The sequence below is a fragment of the Pseudomonas sp. S3(2024) genome, from assembly GCF_036861315.1.
GTDB classification, from domain to species: domain Bacteria; phylum Pseudomonadota; class Gammaproteobacteria; order Pseudomonadales; family Pseudomonadaceae; genus Aquipseudomonas; species Aquipseudomonas putida_A.
In genome coordinates this window covers 209,493-229,744 of record NZ_JAZAQQ010000005.1, presented here as the reverse complement: position 1 = coordinate 229,744, position 20,252 = coordinate 209,493, and the positions used below count along the sequence as shown (strand labels likewise).

Sequence of the window (20,252 nt, the reverse complement as noted above, 5' to 3'; positions counted from 1 at the left end):
ACAAAGTGTGCGGGTGATATCCGCTATGCTCTGAAGATCAGGGGTTTACCGGAGTCGATGCCGCAATGAGCAAACCATCGAAGTTGCTGCGTGGGTGCTGTGGCATCGGCTTGTGGGCGCTTTTACTCACGCCGACCTGGGCCAATTGGCAGGACGCCGTGCCCGGCGCGCAAATCATCGGCACCGGTGATTTCAGTGTGTTCGGCTTCGACGTCTACAACGCCCGGTTGTGGAGTGCGGCACGCCCGTTGTCCACCGAGCAGCCCTTCGCTCTGGAGCTGATCTATCGGCGCAAGATCTCCCGCGATGATCTGGTGCAGGCCAGTGTCGATGAAATCAAACGGCTGGCAGGCTCGGGCGTCAGTCCCGCGCAACTGACCAAGTGGCAAGAGCAAATGCAGCAATCGTTTGTCGATGTGCAGGCCGGCACGCGGATCACGGGCGTGTATCTGCCGGGGCAGGGTGCGCGGTTTTTTGTCGGTCAGCAGTTGCAGCATGAAATCGATGATCCGCAATTTGCCCGGGCGTTTTTCGATATCTGGCTGGATCCGCGTACGCGCAATCCCGAACTGCGTGAGCAACTGTTGGGCATGAGCCGATAGAGTTTTTGTTCTTCAAGGCGCTGACTGAAACCTCTAAGCTGCGTCTTTCGAACTTGTTTCTGGATGTGTGCGTGAAATTCAGCTTACCCAAAATCGCCACCGCGCCGTTCTGCCCGCCGGAGGTGGCCGGCAGTGTCGCGGTGGATCCGAGCGCTTCGTTCTTCAAACGCGTGCTGCGTTTTGCCGGGCCTGGCTTGCTGGTGTCGATCGGCTACATGGACCCGGGCAACTGGGCGACCGCGATCGAGGCCGGTTCGCGTTTTGGTTACAGCCTGCTGTTCGTGGTGTTGCTCGCAAGTCTGGCGGGAATGGTCGTGCAGTGCCTGTGCTCGCGTCTGGGCATCGCCACCGGTCGCGATCTGGCGCAATTGTCCCGCGAGCGCTACAGCACCCCGACCGCACGCCTGCAATGGGTGCTGGCGGAAATCTCGATCATCGCCACTGATCTGGCCGAAGTGCTCGGCTGCGCCCTGGCGTTTCACTTGTTGCTTGGCTGTTCGCTGACCTTCGGCATTGCCCTGACCGCCTTCGACACGCTGCTGGTGCTGGCCTTGCAGAACCGTGGCTTCCGTCGGCTGGAGGCGATCATGCTGGTGCTGGTGGCGACCATCGGCGTGTGTTTCTTCGTTGAACTGGTGCTGATCAAACCCTACTGGCCGGATGTGTTCGCCGGTTTCAAACCGTCGCTCTCGGCGATCAGCGATGCCGCACCGCTGTATCTGGCGATCGGTATTCTCGGCGCGACGGTGATGCCGCATAACCTCTACCTGCACACTTCGATCGTGCAGACGCGGATGATCGGCAAGGACCTGGCCAGCAAGCAGGACGCGGTCAACCTGGCGCGCATCGACACCATCGGCTCGCTGGCGCTGGCGCTGCTGGTCAACGCGGCGATCCTGATTCTGGCGGCGGCTGCGTTTCACCAGTCCGGGCATACCGACGTGGTCGACATTCAGGACGCCTACCACCTGCTCGACCCGCTGGTCGGCGGCGCGCTGGCCAGTGTGCTGTTCGGCGTGGCGTTGCTGGCGTCGGGGCAGAGCTCGACGTTCACCGGGACCATCGCCGGGCAGGTGATCATGGAGGGTTATCTGAACCTGCGGATTCCCTGCTGGCAGCGGCGGTTGATCACTCGCGGACTGGCACTGATCCCGGCGTTCATCGGCGTGTGGCTGATGGGGGATAACGCGGTGGGCAAGTTGCTGGTGTTGAGTCAGGTGGTGCTCAGCCTGCAACTGCCATTTGCGCTGTACCCGCTGATCCGCATGACCAGCGACAAGCAACTGATGGGGCCGTTTGTGAACCGGCTGCCGACCCGGGTGCTGGCGTGGGGCTTGTTTGCGGTGATCAGTGGCGCGAATGCCTGGTTGATTCTGCAGATGGTGGTGTGAGCCCTGGTTTTTCTGTTGCCTGAACTGGCCCCTTCGCGAGCAAGCCCGCTCCCACCCTGGAATGCATTCCCCTGTGGGAGCGGGCTTGCTCGCGAAGAGGGAGGTCCATTCAAAGAAGATTTTGAATGGGCAAAAAAACACCCGGTGCAACGCAAGTCGCACCGGGTTTTTTGTTGCCAGCGAGTAGCGGATGTCGTGGATCCGCCGCCCGCTGTGAACTCGGGGGTTAAGCGCGTTCCAGCGCCAGCGCCACACCCTGACCGCCGCCGATGCACAGGGTCGCCAGACCTTTTTTCGCATCACGCTTGATCATTTCGTGCAGCAGCGTCACCAGCACGCGGCAGCCCGACGCACCGATCGGGTGACCGAGGGCGATGGCGCCGCCGTTGACGTTGACCTTGTCCAGATCCCATTGCAGATCCTTGGCCACTGCCAGCGATTGCGCGGCGAACGCTTCGTTGGCCTCGATCAGGTCCAGTTGGCCGATGTTCCAGCCCGCCTTGTCCAGGCAGCGACGGGTGGCCGAGACCGGGCCGATGCCCATGATCGCCGGGTCCACACCAGCATTGGCATATGCGGCGATTTTTGCCAGCACCGGCAGGCCCAGGGCCTTGGCCTTTTCGGCGCTCATCAGGATGACTGCAGCGGCGCCATCGTTCAGCGAGGAAGCATTACCGGCGGTGACGCTGCCGTCCTTCTTGAACGCCGGACGCAGTTTCGCCAGGGATTCGGCGGTGGTGTCGCCACGTGGTTGTTCGTCGACCTTGAACGCCACCGGATCACCTTTGCGCTGCGGGATCAGAATCGGGGTGATCTCATCGACAAAGCGTCCGGCCTCAATGGCCGCAGCGGCTTTGCGCTGCGAAGCGGCGGCGAAGGCGTCCTGCTGTTCGCGACTGATCTCATATTTATCGACCAGATTCTCGGCAGTGATGCCCATGTGGTAATCGTTGAACGCATCCCACAGGCCATCGCTGATCATGGTGTCGACGATTTGCGCGTGACCCATGCGCAGACCGGTGCGTGCGCCCGGCATCACGTAGTTGGACAGGCTCATGTTCTCCTGACCGCCGGCGATGATCACCTCGGCATCGCCGCAACGGATCGCTTGCGCGCCCAGGTGCAGGGCTTTCAGGCCCGAACCGCAGACCTTGTTCAGGGTCATGGCCGGCACGGCGTGGGGCAGGCCGGCCTTGATCGCCGCCTGACGCGCCGGGTTCTGGCCGGCGCCGGCCGTCAGCACCTGGCCCATGATCACTTCATCGACCTGCGCACCGTCCAGACCGGTCTGTTCGAGCAGCTGGCGAATCACCGCAGCGCCCAGATCCACCGCGGACACGCTGGCCAGCGAACCCTGGAAACTGCCGATCGCGGTGCGGGTGGCGGCAACAATTACGACGTCTTGCATTTTCGAATTCCTCACTGGGCAGCGAACTGCATTTCCGGTACGTGATCCGGGACGATCAGTTTACCAGCGGTTTTGGCGACGATTTCCTCGACGCTGACGCCAGGTGCGCGTTCCTTGAGGACAAAAGCGCCATTTTCGATTTCCAGGTAAGCGAGGTCGGTCAGCACGCGCTTGATGCAGCCGGCGCCGGTCAGCGGCAGGCTGCACCTGGCCAACAGTTTGGACTCACCGTCCTTGGAGGCGTGGGTCATGATCACGATGATGTTGTCGGCGCCAGCCACCAGATCCATCGCGCCGCCCATGCCCTTGACCAGTTTGCCGGGAATCATCCACGAGGCGATGTTGCCTTCGACGTCGACTTCGAACGCGCCGAGCACGGTCAGGTCGACATGCCCGCCGCGAATCATCGCGAAGGATTCGGCGGAGTTGAAAATCGATGCGCCGATGCGTGCGGTCACGGTCTGTTTGCCGGCGTTGATCATGTCGGCATCGATGGTGTCTTCAGTCGGAAACGGACCCATGCCGAGCAGGCCGTTTTCCGACTGCAGCATGACTTCCATGCCGTCGGGAATGTAGTTGGCGACCAGGGTCGGAATGCCGATGCCGAGGTTCACGTAGTAGCCGTCCTGCATTTCGCGGGCGACGCGCTGAGCCATTTGTTCGCGGGTAAGTGCCATGTTTTTATTCTCCGTCAGCCTGGATTATTTGCGGATGGTGCGCTGTTCGATGCGCTTTTCGAACGTGCCGCAAATGACCCGGTCGACGTAGATGCCGGGGGTGTGGATCTGCGACGGATCCAGCTCGCCGGGCTCGACGATTTCTTCGACTTCGACCACGGTGATCTTGCCGGCGGTGGCCGCCAGCGGGTTGAAGTTCTGCGCGGTGTGACGGTAGACGACGTTACCGAAATGGTCGGCTTTCCAGCCTTTGACGATGGCGAAGTCGCCGGTGATGGACTCTTCCATCAGGTACTTGCGCCCTTTGAATTCACGCACTTCCTTGCCTTCGGCAACCGGGGTGCCGACGCCGGTGGCGGTAAAGAAGGCCGGGATGCCGGCGCCGCCTGCACGCATTTTCTCGGCGAGGGTGCCTTGCGGGGTCAGGATGACTTCGATGTCGCCCTTGAGCAATTGCTCTTCGAACAGTTTGTTTTCGCCGACGTAAGAGGCGATCACCTTGCTGATCTGGCGGTCGGTCAACAGTACACCGAGACCGAAACCGTCGACGCCGCAGTTGTTGGAGACCACAGTGAGGTCGCGCGTGCCCTTGCGTTTGATCTCGGCGATCAGGTTTTCCGGGATGCCGCACAGGCCGAAGCCGCCGGCGATCACGGTCATGCCGTCTTCAAGACCGGCCAGAGCTTCCTCGTAGGAACTCACGCGCTTGTCGAAACCTGCCATATGCACCTCTTTTATTGTTTGTCGGGCGGCTGGCTAGCCGAATGACTGGAGTGTCTCGCTGGAGAATATATTTGTTAAGTTGATTTTTAAGGTTGATTGATTGATAAAGCTCAACAATTGACTGATTGCAGATACGGAAGCATAGCGCTCATGACCATCAAACAGATCCGTGCTTTCCTCGCTGTGGCTCAGAGCCTGAGCTTCGCCGTGGCCTGCGAGCGTCTGCACCTGTCGCAATCGGCGCTGAGCCTGACCATCAAGGCGCTGGAGGAGGGGCTGGGCGGGCGGTTGTTCAGTCGCAACACGCGCAATGTGGCGCTGACCGCCGAGGGCGAATCGCTGCTGCCGCTGGCCCGGCGTCTGATTGCCGACTGGGACAACGCCGAAGACGAAATGCGTCAGCGCTTCAGCCTGCAACGCGGGCGGGTGACGCTGGCGGCCATGCCGTCGTTTGCCGGCAACCTGCTGCCGCCGATCCTCAAGAGCTTTCGCGCGCGCTATCCGAACGTCAACGTCACAGTCAACGACGTGATCAACGAGCAAGTGCTGGAAATGGTTCGCGACCGGCAAGTTGAGCTGGGTGTGGCGTTCGAACCGATGCAGAACACCTCGCTGACGTTTACCCCGCTGTACATCGATCGCTTTGTCGCGGTGGTGCCGCAGGATTCCACGTTGGCCGGGTGCACAGAGATCGACTGGGTGACCTTGCTGCAGGAACCGTTCATTACCCTGCAACGGCCGTCGACAGTGCGGGTGATGCTCGAAGAACACTTGCAGGCCCGGGGCATGAAACTGCCGGTGGAATTCGAGAGTCATCAACTGGCAACCGTCGGGCGCATGGTCGCCAGTGGCCTGGGGGTGAGTGCGGTGCCAGCGTTGTGCGCCGAGCAGATGCTGGAGCTGGGCGCGCATTGCCTGACCTTGAATGATTCAGTGGAGCGGGCGATTGGTGTGCTGACTGAGCCGGGCAATGAACTGTCGGCGGCGGCGCAGGCACTGTTCGATATTCTCAAAGCCGAACATTGATCCTGTGGGAGCGGGCTTGCTCGCGAAGGCGGGGTATCAGTCGAGGAAAGTTTGGCTGAAAGGACGCTATCGCGAGCAGGCTCGCTCCTACAGGGGAATCATCGGTTCAGGTGGTCAGACGTTGCACCAGCAACGGCAGCAGCTGTTCGCATGACGCCTCGATCTTCAGATCCAGCAGGTCATCGGCGCGAGTCTTGCCCAGATTGATCGCCAGCAACGGCTTGCCCCGATCGGCGATCACCCGGCACAGACGAAACGCCGAATAGGCCATCAGCGACGAACCCACCACCAGCAATCCCGCAGCATTCTCTGCCGCCGCCATGGCCCGCGCCGCTGTCGGTTGCGCCACGTTCTCACCGAAAAACACCACGTCCGGCTTCATCCGCTCACCGGCGCAATACGGGCACTGCGGTGTCTGGAAGCGTGCTTCGAAGGCCGGATCGAGCAGGGTATCGCCGTCCGGCGCCTGCACCGCGTCGACCCCGGCCAGATACGGATTCTGCTCGACCATCCGCTGCTGAATGTCGTCACGCGCGCTGCGCTGGCCGCAATCCAGGCACAACACCCGGTGCAGGCTGCCATGCAATTCGATCACATCGTGACTGCCAGCCTGATCGTGCAGGGTGTCGACGTTCTGCGTGATCAAGGCGTTGATCAGTCCCCGGCGCTGCAACTCGGCCAGCGCCTGATGCGCCGCATTCGGCCGCGCCTGGCGCACCCGTGGCCAGCCGAGCATGGCCCGTGCCCAGTAGCGGCGACGGGATTCCGGGGCGGCGAGAAATTCCTGATACATCATCGGCTGCCGACCCCGTCGTACGCCCTCGCTGTCGCGGTAATCCGGGATGCCCGACGGCGTGCTGATGCCCGCGCCGGTCAGCACCACAAAGCCGCCATCGGCCATGGCCTGGTGCAGGGTGTCGAGGTGTTCGCGGGTCGGGCTGTCGAGCATGGTCAGCACTCCGGGGAGGACGATGCCCGCAGGTTAGCATTAACCGTGTGGCGAGGGAGCTTGCTCCCGCTGGACTGCGCAGCAGGCCTCTGTTTTCAGGGTCGCTACACAAACCGACGGGAGCAAGCTCCCTCGCCACCGGTGATAGCGGTGATTTATTTGCGCGCCTCCAGAATCAGATTGAACGGCGTCTGCGTCGCCCGGCGAAAATGCTTGAACCCGGCCTCGGTAAACACCTTGCGCAAGCGCATTTCACCGGCCTGCGCACCCAGCCCCAGGCCAACTTCCTGGGACAGCGAATTCGGCGTGCAGATAAAGGTCGAGGCCGCGTAAAACAGGCGTCCGACCGGGTTGATGTTGTCGTCCAGCGCATCATTGGCAAACGGCTCGACCAGCAGCACCGTGCCGTCGTCCTTCAATGATTCGAACGCATGCCGTGCGGCGCCGACCGGGTCGCCCATGTCGTGCAGACAGTCGAAATAGCAGATCAGGTCATAGTCGTCGCCGGGGTAGCTTTTGGCGTTGTTCTGGAAGAATTTTGCCCGGCTGCTGACGCCGCCTTCTTCGGCGCGCTGGGTGGCGACGGTGATCGACGGCGCGTGATAATCGAAACCGACGAAGCGCGAGTTGGGATACGCCTGGGCCATGATCACCGTCGAGGCGCCGTGGCCGCAGCCGATGTCGGCGACTTTGGCGCCTTTTTCGAGTTTGGCGACCACGCCGTCCAGCGCCGGCAGCCATTCAGCGATCAAGTGACCTTTGTAGCCGGGGCGAAAGAAGCGTTCGGTGCCGCTGAACATGCACGGATGGTGATCGCCCCAGGGCAGGGCGCCATTGCCGCGCATGGCTTTGACCAGTTTGTCCTTGTCGTGGAAAAACGAGGCCACCACACCGAGCCCGCCGGCGACGTACACCGGCGAGTCTTCCACGGCCAGTGCCAGCGCCTGCTCTTCCGGCAACCGAAACTGGCCATCGTGATGTTCCATGTAGCCGGACGCGACATGCGCGCTGAGCCATTCGCGCACCAGACGCGGGTTGCAGGTGGTTTTTTCGGCGAGGGCTTGCGGGGTGACCGGCTGACTGTCGGCCATCGCCCGGTACAGCCCGAGTTCTTCGCCAACGATGACGTTCGCCAGCATCGCGGCGCCGCCCATGTCGTTGACCAGTTTGCCCATGAAGGCGTTGAGTCGTGTTTCGTCCATCACGAGTGCTCCTGATACAGGATCACCGTCCGGTGGCAAAACGTTGTCGAGGCATGGGCCGCTGGGCGGTGGTCACAGAAGTGGGCAGGGCACAGCTGACGTCGTCCTGCAATCCCCCTCGACTGGGTAATGAATCAGTCTAGCCGGGCTGGGGCAAGATGCAGCGTTTGTGCTCCATGCAAATTCCAATGTGGGAGCGGCGGTACTAAGATTCGATTTGCTCGCGAACGCGGTGTGTCAGTCGATGCATCAGGGGCTGATACGCCGCTTTCGCGAGCAAGCCCGCTCCCACAGTTGATTAGTGTGGGGATCAGCGCAGGGGCAATTTCAACTCCGCGCACAGGCCTCCGCCCTCGCGGTTGCTCAGGGTCAGTGATCCGCCGAGGGCCATGGCCAGTTGCTGGGCGATGGCCAGGCCCAGGCCGGTGCCGCCGGTGCTGCGGTTGCGCGAGTTTTCCACCCGGTAGAACGGCTGCATGACCTGTTGCAACTCGGCTTCGGCAATGCCTGGCCCGCGATCGAGGATTTTGATGCAAAGACCGTCGTCGATATCGACCTGCAACTGCGCGGCACCGGCGAATTTCAGTGCGTTGTCGGTCAGGTTCACCAGCACCCGGCGCAGGGCCTGGGGACGGGTATCGATCACCGCCGCGCTCTTGCCGCTCAGCTGCACGTCCTTGCCCATGTCCTGATAGTCGAACACCAGGCTGTCGAGGAACGAGTCGAGATCGGTGCGCCGGCTTTCCTCGGTCGAGCCGTGGATGCTGCGGGCATACGCCACGCCCTCGCGCACCAGGTGCTCCATCTCGCCGAGGTCGTTCCACAGTTTGTCTTTCTCGACCGAGTCGTCCATGAACTCTGCGCGCAATTTCATGCGGGTGATCGGGGTTTGCAGGTCATGGGAAATCGCCGCCAGCAGTTGCATGCGCTCCTTCAGATACGCAGCGATCCGCGCCTGCATCGCGTTGAAGGCCCGTGCGGCGTAGGCCACTTCGGTCGGGCCGTGTTCGTCGAGCATCACCGGGTGCGCGTTGGGGTCGAGGGATTCCACGGCGTTGGCGAGGCGGGCGAGGGGGCGTATGGCAATGCGCACCGTCAGCCAGGTGCAGGCGATCAGCAGCGCCAGTTGCCCGAGCAACACCCCCGGCAGCCACGGCGACAGCGGCGGCATGGCCGGGCGCACATCGATGGTCAGCGGGCTGCCGTCGCTGAGGCGCAAATGGGCCTGGAAGTGTTTTTTCTCCGCGGGAAAACGGCTGAAGGACAGCGGACGGGCGCCGCCGATCGCACTGCTGATCGAGGTCGCGGCCACCGGTACCTCCTCGGCGTCGAGCGGGGCGCCGGGATCGCCGTCGTTCAACCGATAATCGTAGTTGGTGCGAGCCAGTCGTGGCAGCCAGGCAGGGCGTTCCTGCGCCGGCAAGCGGTCGAGGATTGCAACCGACGTCGAAACGTCGTTTTGCATATTGCTGAGCATGGTGCTTCTGGCGCTTTGGAAACGCTCGTAATACTGCGCGCCAAACGACAGGCCCTGGGCGAGGATCAGCCCGACCAGAAAGATCAGCGACAACCGCGAAGCCAGGGTGCGTGGCCAATGCAGCTTGAGGCTCATGCCGAGGCCCCGAGGATTTCCACCGGTAGCGAAAAAACATAACCCTCGCTGCGCACGGTCTTGATGTAGGCCGGCTCACGCGCATCATCAAGCAGGCGCTGGCGCAAACGGCTGACCAGCAGATCAATCGAGCGATCAAACAGATCGGCTTCGCGGCCCTGGGTCAGGTTGAGTAACTGATCACGGCTGAGCACCCGTTGTGGATGATCGAGGAACACCCGCAGCAAGCGGTATTCGGCACCACTGAGGGCGACCAGTGTGCCGTCATTGTCCAGCAGATGCCGGGCCGAGGTGTCCAGTTGCCAACGGCCGAAGGCCAGCAGGCGACCGCTTTCGGTGACCACCAGATTCGGCGGCAGCATCCGCGTGCGCCGCAGCACCGCGTTGATCCGCGCCAGCAGTTCGCGGGCGGCGAACGGCTTGGTCAGGTAATCGTCGGCGCCCATTTCCAGGCCGATGATGCGGTCGGTTTCATCGTTGCGCGCCGTGAGCATCAGCACCGGCGTGGCCTTGTGTTTGCCCACGCGTAGTTCGCGGCACAGCTGTAGGCCATCGTCGCCGGGCATCATGATGTCGAGCACAATCAGGTCGACGGTGTTGGCTTCGAGAAAACTGCGCATCTGCCGGCCATCGGCGACCACGGTGGTGCGCAGTCCGTTCTTCTTCAGGTAATTGCCGACCAGCTCGCGGATCTCGCGGTCGTCGTCGACGATAAGGATGTGATCGACATGTTCCATCGGTGCAGAACCTCTATCAAAGGGCAATGCCATGCAGTCTATCGAGCCTGCGCCGGCTTGCCTGCCCGGGTTTGTATTGCAGTGTATCTGGCGTAATGGCGGATACACACACATGCAAAAACGCGATTTTTTCAGGGTTTTGTATCGCTGTGTATCTCCGGGCGGTGGGGATACACAGTGATTGATAGCGGTCGTTTCCTGACACAGACGCGATACCTCACGCGCCTCAAATAGGCTCCATCGAGGCCCACACAGTTTGCCTCGGCTCAACCCATACAAGCCTTGAGGAAACCACCATGACGCACAAAACCGTTGTCGCCGCCTGCCTGTTCGCCGCCCTGAACATCTGCACCCTGTCGGCCCGGGCCGAAGCCGATGTCAGCCCGCACACCTACACCTACGGCACGCACCTGGACATCCAGAAAGTGCTGTCGATGACCGAGGACAACGCGGTGAACTGCGGCATTATCGATGCGCGCATGACGTACCTGGATTCGGCCGGAAAAACCCAGGTGCTGGATTACCGCAAATTTGCCGATGGCTGTAACAACCAGAACTGAGTGCTCAGATGCATCGACAGTTACCGCCCGCGCATATCAATGGCTCACAGGTCGCGCACCATGAGCCATTGCTCGTTGTCCCAGGCGCGAAAGCGCTCCAGCACTGTCCAGCCGCGTTTGGCGTAGTAGTCCCGCTTGCTCTGCGTGTGCAGATAGAAACGCGCGAAGCCGCGCTGTTTCGCCGTCTGGCTGATGCCATCGATCAACCGCTCTGCCAGCCCCTGGCCACGAGCTTGCGGGCTGACAAACACGCACGCCAACCACGGGCCGAGATCCGGACGCAGGGCCAGATCCGCCCGGGCCAGCGCCGCACCGCCGAGCAGACGCTCGCCGTCCAGCGCAATCAGGCACGACCAGTCACCATTGTTCTGGCCGGCAGCGAACTCGCGTTGCCATTCGGTCAAGGGTTGCTCGGCGTATTCGTAGGCGAACTGGCGGTGGATCCACGCGGCGTAAGTGTCGCTGTGCTGCGGGTGATCGACGAGCCATTCAAAACGCAGGGACATGATGGAATCCATTCACGGAGGACGGGAAGGCATAAAAGCCGATTGCCCCACGCAATGGCAATCTCGGAGTGTCTCGAGGCCTTTACAAAAAACCGCCACTCATCGGCCCGGCCGTTGTTTTGCCGGCTCTTCGGACGATTGGCAGGGACGCCATCGACCCTCGGCGCGATAGTGGATGAGCAGGGCCACTGCCGGCCCTGTCACTGATAAAAAGAACGCGAGGTTGCCATGCCGAAATTCGTGATTGAGCGCGAGATTCCAGGGGCCGGAAAGCTGTCGCCGCAAGAACTCCAAGCCGTGTCGCAAACCTCCTGCCAGGTGTTGCGTGAACTCGGGCCACAGGTGCAGTGGCTGCAGAGTTACGTCACCGCCGACAAAATCTATTGCGTCTACATCGCCCCTGACGAAGAGCAGGTTCGCGAGCACGCCAGGCTGGGTGGATTCCCGGCCAACAGCGTGGCGCGGGTGATGACGGTCATCGACCCGACCACGGCCGAATGAAGTCCTTCTACCTGCTGCGGAGCACGATTGATGAGTACTCCCATTGATCTGACGGGTCTGAAAGAGCGCCAGAAAGTCGCCTGGGCCAGCGGTGATTACGCGGTGATCGGCACCACCTTGCAGATCGTCGGCGAAAACCTCGCCGAGGCCTGCGACCTGCACTGCGATGAGGAGGTGCTGGATGTCGCGGCCGGTAACGGTAATGCGACTCTGGCGGCGGCGCGACGTGGTTGTCAGGTGACCTCGACCGACTATGTCGCGGCGCTGCTGGAGCGGGGACAGGATCGGGCGCGGGCCGAGCATCTGGATGTGATTTTTCAGGTCGCCGATGCCGAAGCGTTGCCGTTCGCCGACGAGAGTTACGACGCGGTGCTGTCGACCTTTGGCGTGATGTTTGCCCCGGATCAGGCCACTGCAGCTGCAGAACTGGCGCGGGTCTGCCGAAGGGGCGGGCGCATCGGTCTGGCGAACTGGACACCGGAAGGTTTCGTCGGCCAGATGTTCAAGGTGCTTGGTCGCCACGTCCCACCACCCCCCATAGCCCAGCCACCGTCGAACTGGGGCACTGAAGCGTGGTTGCACAGCCACTTCAATGAGCGCGAATTTCTGCTGCAGGTCACCCGCCGCACCTTCAACTTCCGCTATCGCTCGGCGGCGCATTTCATCGACATTTTCCGCCACTGGTACGGGCCGGTGCACAAGGCCTTCGCGGCATTGCCGCCGGAAAGCGGGCAGGCGCTGGAGAGTGATCTGGCGGATCTGCTGAACCGCTCGAACCGGGTGGGAGAGAAGTCACTGGTGGTGCCGAGCGAGTATCTGGAGGTGGTCATCACCAAGCGCTGAATGTTCAGAACCATGCAAAACCCCTGTGGGAGCGGGCTTGCTCGCGAATGCGGTGGATCAGTAGACAGAATTGACTGGACAGACGCATTCGCGAGCAAGCCCGCTCCCACAGGTTTTAGGTGTGGCGATCAGGCCTATTTCAGGTGCGGCCGATCAAACCACTCCAGCGCCGTACGCCAGATGCAGATCCCCAGAAAGTACGCCGACGCCAGCAGCCACAACCCCATCACCAGCGGATTGATCACCGGGTGATTAAGCACCAGCGACAGGCTGCACAGCAGCCAGATGGCCGTCACCGCGATGTTGATCGGCATGAACCGGCGTACCCGGAACGGATGCAGGAACTTCATGCGGGTCACGGTCAGCAGCGCCAGACCGATGATGGTCAGAAAGGTGATCCACGGCCCCGGGTCGATGATGTACAGGCACAGGGCAACCACGTTCCACGCGGCGGGGAAACCGACGAAATAGTTGTCCTTGCTCTTCATGTTGACGTTGCAGAAACAGAACAGCGACGACACCAGAATCAGCGACACGCTCAGCAGCAGGGTGTAGTCGGGCAGGGGAATGTAGCGATAGATGAACAGCGCCGGAATGAACACGTAGGTCAGGTAGTCGATCACCAGATCGAGGATCGAGCCGTCGAAACTCGGCAGCACCGACTGCACATTGACCTTACGCGCGAGCGCTCCGTCGAGACCGTCGACGATCAATGCCACGCCCAGCCACATCAGGCAGTGAGTCGGCTGGTTTTCCAGCAGGGCGAGGGTCGCCAGAAAGGCTGTGACCACGCCGGTCGCGGTAAAACCATGGGCGCCCCATGCTTTGAGCCTGGCGATGTGTACGGTCGATATCACAGGGGCGTTCTCCAGAAAAATGAAGCATGCCGGGTATCACCCTTGGGCAAAGGGCGCCGGCAAACCGGGTCGGGGTTGCAGCTATCGACCGGTTTGGCCGGGTTAAGGTTCACCACCTTTGAATCTTAGCTGTCCGCACAAAAAATACCTCGGCGAAATCTGCAGGTGGCAGCCGGCGTCAGCCAAACGGTGCTGGCGCGCCGGCGTCGGCGGTCTATTGTTGCCTGACGCATTTATTGCCAATGGCTGAGGACGAGATCATGAACACCAGCGATTTGCTCGAACAACTGCTGCGGGGCCAGGCCTCGGCGGGACAACAAGGTGCTGGATCGGCCGGCGGTGGGCTGGGTGGATTGGGCGGCTTGCTTGGCGGTCTGTTGGGTGGCGGCGCGAGTACCGGCGCCAGTGGCGCGCAGTCTGGCGGGCTGGGCGGTTTGGGTGGATTGCTGGGGGGCTTGCTTGGCGGTGGCGGCAGCGGTGGATTGGGTGGCGCGCTCGGCGGGGCACTCGGCGGCGGGGCGCAAAGCCGTTCCAGCGGCACCAATTATGCGGCACTGGCCTCGCTGGGGATGATGGCGTTCCAGGCGTATCAGGCCTGGCAACGCAGTCAGGCGTCGGCGGCGCCACAACAGATTCCGCCAACCGCAAATCTGCTGGCCGGGCCCGAAGTCGAGGAGCACGGGCATGCTGTGCTGCGGGCGCTGATCGCGGCAGCCAAGGCTGATGGTGAGATCGATGACCGGGAACGGCAGATGATCGATGAAGAGATTGGCAAACACACCGACGATCCACAATTGCAGCAATGGTTTAACGCTGAAGTTGCCAAACCGCTGGATGCGAACGAAGTCGCGCAGGCGGCCAACGACGACCCGGCGACGGCCGCCGAAATGTACCTGGTCAGCGTGATCCTGGTGGACGATCAGCAAGACGCCGAACGCAACTACCTGGATGAACTGGCTGCCGCGCTGCAGATCGACCCGCAATTGCAGGTGCACCTGGAGGCTCAGGCCAAAGGTCAGGCCTGAAGCACCGTCAAAAATTGCGGTCTCGAGCAGCCCTTGCCGGGACCGCGATGCTCCGTCCGTCAGGGCAATTTTCATGTCGATTGAATTTTTCTCCGTAGCGGTTGCTCTGCTGATGTAGAGGCGTGAAACAACGCCCTGACCGGCCAACCGAACGAGAACACTGACATGACTGCCCTGACCCCTCTGCAGGCGCCGAGCGCGCAGCAACAGCCCATCAATGCCGACGGTGACCTGCGGCGTATTTATGAGGCACTGCTGCTTGAGGATGCGCCTGAAACCCTCGCGCAGGATTTTCTCGCCGAGCAGTTGCAGCGCGCCGCGCTGTTGCCCGAAGAACTTCCGCAGGATCCGTCGGCGTGGCAAGGCTGGGTCGCCGAACATTGCACAGAAGTTGCCCGGCAGTACGCCGATTACCTGCAACAGCGCCAGGCCGGCGGACCGCGTCAGTTCTTCAGCAACAAGGCTCACGCGTTGTACTTTCTGCAAGCCGTGGCGCCGACCAAACTGGTGGATGGCGCGTGGCTGTACGGTTTATTGGCGCAGTGGCGCGACCCGCGTTTCGACGGGTTGCTGTGTACCTATCTGGAAGAACTCGGCGACGGCAATCCGGCGCAAAACCACGTGGTGATCTACCGCAAACTGCTCGCCGAACACGGTTTGCAGGACGCCAGCGCTATGGCCGATGAACGCTACTTGCAAGGCGCGCTGCAACTGGCACTCGGTGCCTGTGGCGAAAGCATGTTGCCGGAGGTGATCGGCTACAACCTCGGCTACGAACAACTGCCGCTGCACTTGCTGATCAGTGCCTATGAACTCAGCGAGTTGGGCATTGATCCTTACTACTTCACCCTGCATGTGACCATCGATAACGCCAGCACCGGCCATGCGCAAAAAGCCGTGCAGTCGGTGCTCGACCTGTTGCCGCTGGAAGCCGATCGCGACGAATTCCTGCGCCGGGTATCGCTGGGCTATCGACTCAACGATCTGGGGCAGGGCAGCCGCGCGATTATCGAGGGTTTTGACCTGGAGCAGGAAGTGCTGGCGATGCTCGAGCGCAAGCGCCCGTTCGGTCAGCACATGCATTCCGACTACTGCCGTTTCGAAGGCAAAACCGTCAATCAGTGGCTGGCCACGCCCGAACAGCTACCGGGTTTCCTGCAGGCAATGCAGGACAAAGGCTGGATCAAACGCAACGAAGATCCGCAAGCCAGCCGTTTCTGGCAATTGATCGACGGCGACGGCGCGGCAATGTTCGGCGTGTTCAGCCCGTATGAAAAGCAACTGCTGCACGACTGGATTGCCGGCGACTGGACGCCATCCGACCAACGCAAAGCACCACGGCGCAGCCGTCAGGTCGCCACCCCGGACGCCGCCGTGCCCGAACACGATCCCGACGTACAACGCCTGATGTCTGCCCTGCAAGGTCAGGATGGACACGCGCAAATGGCCACGCTGATCCCTTGGTTGTCACCGGCCCGCCATGCCCACCCGGCGGGGCTGCTGGCGACACGTCGCTTCATCGAACTCAAATCCAGTCTGCGCTAAGGAAATCTCCATGAATCAGGAAGAACAACTGTCCGCCAATGATCTCACGCTGCTGCAACTCGGCCGGCGCTTGCAGGCCGACGGCTACCGTTTCATCACGCCGACGCCGTTGACCCATCAGCGAGTCAATCAGCGTGACGAAGGGCAGGTCGCCGATACCCTGCGCGACGTGTTCGGTTGGTCGCGTCCGTTCGAACCTGGCTTGCTGTCCGCCGATGAACAGCGGCAGTTGCAGGATGCGCAAGTGATTGACGTCTACGACGGCCGCTTGAAAAGCCGGGTGCGCTGGTCGAGTCTTGATGACTTGTTGTTCGTGCATTCCGGCTTTCCCACCGATGCTGCCGATTCGGTGTTTTTCGGCCCGGACACCTACCGTTTCGCGCAGCTGATTCACGCGCATCTGCAACAGAGCTTCGCGCCGATTCAGCGTGCGGTGGACATTGGCTGCGGCGCCGGCGTCGGCGCCATCCTGATTGCCCGCGCGCGGCGTGAAGCGCAGGTGCTGGCGGTGGACATCAATCCTGCCGCGCTGCGCCTGACTGCGATCAACGCGGCATTGGCCGAGGTCGCCAATGTCGAGGTGCTGGCCAGTGATGTACTGCAGGGCACTGAAGGCAACTTCGATCTGATCGTCGCCAACCCGCCGTATATGGCTGACCCGGCCGGGCGTGCTTATCGGCATGGCGGTGGCTCGCTCGGTGCGGGGTTGTCGCTGCGCATCGTCGAGCAGGCGCTCAATCGACTGGCGCCCGGTGGCTCGTTGCTGCTGTACACCGGCGTGGCGATGGTCGATGGCCGCGATCCGTTTTTCGACACCGTGGTGCCACGCCTGGATTCGACGCGATTCGGCTGGACCTATCGCGAACTGGATCCTGACGTGTTCGGTGAAGAGTTGTTGAACCCCGGTTACCAGCGCGTGGACCGGATCGCCGTGGTCGCGCTGACCGTGACCCGCATTGGCTGACACAAGGCAGGTGCGCCATGAACAGGAACCTCGACGATTACAACCGCATGCGCGATTTCTCGGCGACCTCGGAGCCCGCCGCGGTCAAGCGCCGTGGCCGCAGCAAGGCCACTGAACATGCGCTGCAGTTCTGCATCCAGAAGCACGACGCGTCGCACCTGCATTATGACTTTCGCCTCGAACTCGATGGTGCGCTGAAGAGCTGGGCGGTGCCCAAGGGCCCATCGCTCGACCCCAAGGTCAAGCGCCTGGCGGTGCACGTCGAAGACCATCCGCTGGATTATGCGACGTTCGAGGGCAGCATCCCCGAAGGGCATTACGGCGCCGGCGATGTGATTGTCTGGGATCGTGGTGTGTGGATTCCGCAGGAGGATCCAGCCAAGGCCTACGCCAAGGGCAAACTCAAGTTCGAGCTGCAGGGCGAAAAGCTCTCCGGGATCTGGAACCTGGTGCGCACGCACATGCCGGGCAAGAAGGAGAACTGGTTTCTGATCAAACATCAGGACAGCGCCGCGCGCCCGCAGGACGACTACGATGTGCTCAGCGCCGAGCCGGACAGCGTGCTCAGCGATCGCACCCTGATCAGCAAACCCAAGCTCGCCGCCGAACAAGCCAAGCCAGTGAAGAAGTCCCCGGCCAAGCCGCGCAAGGCGGCGTCCGGGACGCTCACCGGTGCGCGCAAGGCCAAACTGCCGGCGCAGCTCAAACCGGAACTGGCGACTCTGGTCGACAGCGCACCTGAAGGACAGTGGAGTTACGAGATCAAGTTCGACGGTTACCGGATCATGGCGCGCATCGATCACGACCAGGTGCAACTGTTCACCCGCAACGGCCACGACTGGACGCACAAACTGCCGCAACAGGCGCAAGCCCTGGCCGAGTTGGGGCTGGAATCGGCGTGGCTGGACGGCGAAGTGGTGGTCACCAACGAGCGCGGTGTCCCAGACTTTCAAGCGTTGCAAAACGCCTTCGAAGCCGGGCGCAGCGGCAGCATCATGTACTACCTGTTCGACATGCCGTACCTCAACGGCGTCGACCTGCGCGAAGTGCCGGTCGAGGAGCGTCGCGCGGCGTTGTCCACGGTACTCGGCGGGCACGAGCAGCCATTGCTGCGCTTCTCCGAAGCCTTCGATGAAACCGCGGACGCACTGCTCAACAGCGCCTGCCAGATGCAGATGGAAGGGTTGATCGGCAAACGCCTCGGCTCGCCCTACGTGTCGCGGCGCAGCAGTGACTGGATCAAGCTCAAGTGCAAGCATCGGCAGGAATTCGTGGTCGTCGGCTATACCGATCCGAAAGGTGCGCGCAGTGCCTTCGGCGCGTTGTTGTTGGGCCTGCACGATCGCGACAGTGGTGAGTTGCGCTATGCCGGCAAGGTCGGCACCGGTTTCAACGAAACCACACTGAAAAGCATCCTGGCCCAGCTCAAGCCGTTGCAGGTCAAGAGGGCTGCTGTGGTCAATCCGCCGAGCGGCTTCGAGGCCAAAGGCGTGCACTGGCTCAAACCGAATCTGTTGGCAGAAGTGGCGTTCGCCGAAATGACCAAGGACGGCTCGGTACGTCACGCCGTGTTCCATGGGCTGCGCAATGACAAACCGGCCAGGTCGATTACCGAGGAGCGCGCGAAACCCGTGAAGACTTCAGCGAAAGCCACCCCGTCGAAAAAAACTGCCTCGTCGAAGAAAGCTGCAGAATCAAAGAAAGCTGCTGAGCCGAAGAAAGCCGAACCGGCGCCGTCCCAGCTGGGGCTGGCCAGCGGCAAAGTGCGCATCACTCACCCTGATCGGGTGATCGATGCGGTCAGCGGCACCACCAAGATGCAACTGGCCGAGTATTACGCCAGCGTCGCCGAGTGGATTCTGCCGCAGCTCAAGGATCGCCCGGTTGCGCTAGTGCGGGCGCCGGACGGCATTGCCGGCGAACTGTTCTTTCAGAAAAACGCCGAGCGCCTGGCGATTCCCGGAATCACCACACTGGACAAGGACGTCACCGGGCAACCGGTGATGCTGATCAACAACGCCGAAGCCTTGATCGGCGCAGTGCAGATGAGCACGGTCGAATTGCACACCTGGAACGCCACCACGATCGATCTGGACAAACCTGACCGTTTCGTCCTCGACCTTGATCCGGATCCTTCCCTGCCGTGGAAAAGCATGGTCGAAGCCACGGCGCTGACCCTGACCGTACTCGATGAGCTGGGGCTCAGGGCATTTCTCAAGACCAGTGGCGGCAAGGGCATTCACCTGGTGGTGCCGTTGACCCGCAAGCACGGCTGGGACGAGGTCAAGGATTTCAGCCATGCGATCGTCAGTCACATGGCCAAGCTGTTGCCGGAACGCTTTTCCGCAGTGTCCGGGCCGAAAAATCGTGTCGGGCGGATCTTCATCGACTACCTGCGCAACGGTCTGGGCGCCACCACCATTTGTGCCTACGCCGCGCGAACCCGCGAGGGACTGCCGGTGTCGGTACCGCTGTTTCGCGAAGAAGTGGGGGAGATCAAGGGTGGCAATCAGTGGAATATCAGCAATGTCCATGAGCGTCTGAACGAAGTCGGCGATGAGCCGTGGGCCGACCTGAAGAAAACCCGCCAGAGCATCACCGCCGAGATGCGCAAGCGGGTTGGCATGAAAAAATGATCAGGTGTCGCGCAGCAAGTCGTGAGCGTTGAGCAGCTCGAAAGCGATTTCGGGGCGGTTGTTCAGGCCTCGGCGAATGGCCGCCGGAATTGACTTGCGGGTCTTGCGGCACAGTCCCGGCAGCGCCTCGATCTGAATCTCGATGCCGAGCATGCTGCGCACTTCATGAAAGCCCGGGGAGATTTCCACCCGCAGGCCCAACTGTTCGTGCATGCGCTGTTGCAGATGCCGCAAGTCCGCAAGGTCTTTGAGTTGTTCCAGTCGTGCGAGGAGGATTTTTTCCTGCTCGCGGGTCAGGCGCAGAATGCGCAGATCCGTGCCCGGCGTTTCCAGCAACGCGTCGCGCCCGCAATCGCAGGCGCCGGGCGGGCAGGGTGAGCGCAAAGGCGCAGGAGGCGCAAGAGTTGTCATGGCCTCCATCATAGAGGCCGTCAGACGGTTTTGCCTATGCGCCCTCAGCTGCCGTCCATCGGCCGCTGCATCCCTGG

20 protein-coding genes are annotated in these 20,252 nt (G+C 61.9%); 10 read left to right on the top strand and 10 right to left on the bottom strand.

Translation table 11 applies throughout. The features are described from left to right. Positions 1-65 precede the first annotated feature (65 nt). Together VLA07_RS15220 and VLA07_RS15215 are read left to right on the top strand one after the other, a co-directional pair. The gene (locus VLA07_RS15220) at positions 66-602 is read left to right on the top strand and encodes a chalcone isomerase family protein (protein ID WP_333989591.1); all 537 of its coding nucleotides are present in this window, start codon (positions 66-68) and stop codon (positions 600-602) included. Positions 603-673: 71 nt separating this feature from the next. Then, positions 674-1,993 carry an Nramp family divalent metal transporter gene (locus tag VLA07_RS15215; RefSeq protein ID WP_027611651.1) on the top strand — a complete coding sequence of 440 codons (1,320 nt, stop codon included), beginning with the start codon at positions 674-676 and terminating at the stop codon, positions 1,991-1,993. A gap of 226 nt (positions 1,994-2,219) precedes the next feature. Here the strand turns inward: VLA07_RS15215 and VLA07_RS15210 are convergent, their stop codons facing one another. Genes VLA07_RS15210 through VLA07_RS15200 form a run of 3 tightly spaced genes read right to left on the bottom strand, consistent with a single transcriptional unit; the run spans position 2,220 to position 4,801 of the window. Beyond that, entirely contained in the window at positions 2,220-3,401 is a 1,182-nt protein-coding gene (locus tag VLA07_RS15210) for an acetyl-CoA C-acetyltransferase (protein ID WP_027611652.1), read from the bottom strand. 11 nt (positions 3,402-3,412) lie between these two features. Next, positions 3,413-4,078 carry a CoA transferase subunit B gene (locus VLA07_RS15205; RefSeq protein WP_027611653.1) on the bottom strand — a complete coding sequence of 222 codons (666 nt, stop codon included), beginning with the start codon at positions 4,076-4,078 and terminating at the stop codon, positions 3,413-3,415. A 24-nt stretch (positions 4,079-4,102) separates the two neighbouring features. Then, a complete protein-coding gene (locus VLA07_RS15200; protein ID WP_007919568.1) occupies positions 4,103-4,801 on the bottom strand; it encodes a CoA transferase subunit A in 699 nt (232 codons plus the stop codon). A gap of 150 nt (positions 4,802-4,951) precedes the next feature. Between VLA07_RS15200 and VLA07_RS15195 the strand changes: the two genes are divergently transcribed. Then, the gene (locus VLA07_RS15195; protein WP_333989590.1) at positions 4,952-5,827 is read left to right on the top strand and encodes a LysR family transcriptional regulator; all 876 of its coding nucleotides are present in this window, start codon (positions 4,952-4,954) and stop codon (positions 5,825-5,827) included. Positions 5,828-5,933: 106 nt separating this feature from the next. Here the strand turns inward: VLA07_RS15195 and VLA07_RS15190 are convergent, their stop codons facing one another. The 4 genes from VLA07_RS15190 to VLA07_RS15175 all read right to left on the bottom strand — a co-directional run bounded on the left by VLA07_RS15190 (position 5,934) and on the right by VLA07_RS15175 (position 10,327). Beyond that, on the bottom strand, positions 5,934-6,776 hold the full coding sequence (locus VLA07_RS15190) for an NAD-dependent protein deacetylase (RefSeq protein WP_330206974.1): 843 nt from the start codon (positions 6,774-6,776) through the stop codon (positions 5,934-5,936). 155 nt (positions 6,777-6,931) lie between these two features. Continuing rightward, positions 6,932-7,978 (bottom strand): class I SAM-dependent methyltransferase, encoded by a 1,047-nt coding sequence (locus VLA07_RS15185; protein ID WP_183780735.1) that lies wholly within the window; start codon positions 7,976-7,978, stop codon positions 6,932-6,934. A 310-nt stretch (positions 7,979-8,288) separates the two neighbouring features. Then, positions 8,289-9,590 carry a HAMP domain-containing sensor histidine kinase gene (locus VLA07_RS15180; protein WP_333989589.1) on the bottom strand — a complete coding sequence of 434 codons (1,302 nt, stop codon included), beginning with the start codon at positions 9,588-9,590 and terminating at the stop codon, positions 8,289-8,291. Continuing rightward, positions 9,587-10,327, bottom strand: a complete 741-nt coding sequence (locus VLA07_RS15175; RefSeq protein WP_027611658.1) for a response regulator — start codon at positions 10,325-10,327, stop codon at positions 9,587-9,589. Before VLA07_RS15175 ends, VLA07_RS15180 begins: the two co-directional genes overlap by 4 nt. A 296-nt stretch (positions 10,328-10,623) precedes the next feature. On the opposite strand from VLA07_RS15175, the gene VLA07_RS15170 reads away from it, so the two are divergent. Further along, positions 10,624-10,887 (top strand): DUF2790 domain-containing protein, encoded by a 264-nt coding sequence (locus VLA07_RS15170; protein WP_027611659.1) that lies wholly within the window; start codon positions 10,624-10,626, stop codon positions 10,885-10,887. Between the two features lie 44 nt (positions 10,888-10,931). On the opposite strand, the gene VLA07_RS15165 is transcribed toward VLA07_RS15170, so the two are convergent. Beyond that, entirely contained in the window at positions 10,932-11,393 is a 462-nt protein-coding gene (locus VLA07_RS15165; protein ID WP_333989588.1) for a GNAT family N-acetyltransferase, read from the bottom strand. Positions 11,394-11,621: 228 nt separating this feature from the next. Here VLA07_RS15165 and VLA07_RS15160 point away from each other — a divergent pair, with 228 nt between their 5' ends. Together VLA07_RS15160 and VLA07_RS15155 are read left to right on the top strand one after the other, a co-directional pair. Beyond that, positions 11,622-11,894 carry a DUF4242 domain-containing protein gene (locus VLA07_RS15160; RefSeq protein ID WP_007962415.1) on the top strand — a complete coding sequence of 91 codons (273 nt, stop codon included), beginning with the start codon at positions 11,622-11,624 and terminating at the stop codon, positions 11,892-11,894. A 30-nt stretch (positions 11,895-11,924) separates the two neighbouring features. Continuing rightward, positions 11,925-12,737: a class I SAM-dependent methyltransferase gene (locus VLA07_RS15155; protein WP_247268832.1), complete on the top strand. Its 813-nt coding sequence runs from the start codon at positions 11,925-11,927 to the stop codon at positions 12,735-12,737. A 134-nt stretch (positions 12,738-12,871) separates the two neighbouring features. On the opposite strand, the gene pcsA is transcribed toward VLA07_RS15155, so the two are convergent. Then, a complete protein-coding gene (gene pcsA, locus VLA07_RS15150; protein ID WP_027611662.1) occupies positions 12,872-13,594 on the bottom strand; it encodes a phosphatidylcholine synthase in 723 nt (240 codons plus the stop codon). Between the two features lie 260 nt (positions 13,595-13,854). On the opposite strand from pcsA, the gene VLA07_RS15145 reads away from it, so the two are divergent. The 4 genes from VLA07_RS15145 to ligD all read left to right on the top strand — a co-directional run bounded on the left by VLA07_RS15145 (position 13,855) and on the right by ligD (position 19,764). After that, on the top strand, positions 13,855-14,619 hold the full coding sequence (locus VLA07_RS15145; protein ID WP_333989587.1) for a tellurite resistance TerB family protein: 765 nt from the start codon (positions 13,855-13,857) through the stop codon (positions 14,617-14,619). A gap of 165 nt (positions 14,620-14,784) precedes the next feature. Further along, positions 14,785-16,164, top strand: a complete 1,380-nt coding sequence (locus VLA07_RS15140) for an iron-containing redox enzyme family protein (RefSeq protein WP_333989586.1) — start codon at positions 14,785-14,787, stop codon at positions 16,162-16,164. Between the two features lie 10 nt (positions 16,165-16,174). After that, on the top strand, positions 16,175-17,128 hold the full coding sequence (locus VLA07_RS15135; protein WP_333989585.1) for a class I SAM-dependent methyltransferase: 954 nt from the start codon (positions 16,175-16,177) through the stop codon (positions 17,126-17,128). A 17-nt stretch (positions 17,129-17,145) separates the two neighbouring features. Further along, positions 17,146-19,764 carry a DNA ligase D gene (ligD, locus tag VLA07_RS15130; RefSeq protein WP_333989584.1) on the top strand — a complete coding sequence of 873 codons (2,619 nt, stop codon included), beginning with the start codon at positions 17,146-17,148 and terminating at the stop codon, positions 19,762-19,764. On the opposite strand, the gene VLA07_RS15125 is transcribed toward ligD, so the two are convergent. Next, positions 19,765-20,187: a hypothetical protein gene (locus tag VLA07_RS15125; protein ID WP_103367694.1), complete on the bottom strand. Its 423-nt coding sequence runs from the start codon at positions 20,185-20,187 to the stop codon at positions 19,765-19,767. Between the last annotated feature and the right edge of the window lie 65 nt (positions 20,188-20,252).